Consider the following 914-nt stretch of genomic DNA (forward strand, 5'->3'; position numbering starts at 1 on the left):
AGGAATGGAGTATGACGACCACCTTCTTCTTTAGAAAGTACGTATACTTCTGCGTCGAATTTAGTATGCGGTTTGATTGCACCTGGTTTAGCAAGTACTTGACCACGTTGAACGTCTTCACGTTTAGTACCACGTAGAAGAACACCACAGTTCTCGCCCGCACGGCCTTCATCAAGAAGTTTACGGAACATTTCTACGCCAGTTACAGTTGTTTTAACTGTATCTTTGATACCAACGATTTCAACTTCTTCGCCTACTTTAACGATACCAGTCTCAACACGGCCAGTTACTACTGTACCACGACCTGAGATAGAGAATACGTCTTCGATTGGCATAAGGAATGGAAGATCGATAGCACGTTCTGGCTCTGGGATGTATGTGTCAAGCGCGTCAACAAGAGCTACAACAGCATCTTCGCCGTATTGGCTAGCGTCGCCATTAAGCGCAAGAAGAGCAGAACCACGGATAACTGGAGTGTCATCGCCTGGGAAGTCATAAGTAGAAAGAAGTTCACGAACTTCCATTTCTACTAATTCAAGAAGCTCTTCGTCGTCTACAAGGTCGCATTTGTTTAAGAATACAACGATGTATGGAACGCCTACTTGGCGAGAAAGAAGGATGTGTTCACGAGTTTGTGGCATTGGACCATCAGTCGCAGCACATACAAGGATTGCGCCGTCCATTTGAGCAGCACCAGTAATCATGTTTTTAACATAATCGGCGTGGCCCGGGCAGTCTACGTGAGCGTAGTGACGAGTTGGAGAATCGTATTCTACGTGTGAAGTATTAATTGTAATACCACGTGCTTTTTCTTCAGGTGCAGAGTCGATTGCAGCGTAATCTTTCGCTTCGCCACCGAATTTCTTCGCACATACAGTTGCAATTGCAGCTGTTAAAGTTGTTTTACCATGGTC

At 45.2% G+C, this 914-nt stretch carries 1 protein-coding gene; it reads right to left on the reverse strand.

What is annotated here, in order from left to right:
• The coding region (gene tuf / locus EXE29_RS17270; RefSeq protein ID WP_120365121.1) for an elongation factor Tu at nt 1–914 on the reverse strand (914 nt) is incomplete at both ends.

Source organism: Acinetobacter sp. WCHAc060006 (assembly GCF_004209135.1).
Classification (GTDB): domain Bacteria; phylum Pseudomonadota; class Gammaproteobacteria; order Pseudomonadales; family Moraxellaceae; genus Acinetobacter; species Acinetobacter cumulans.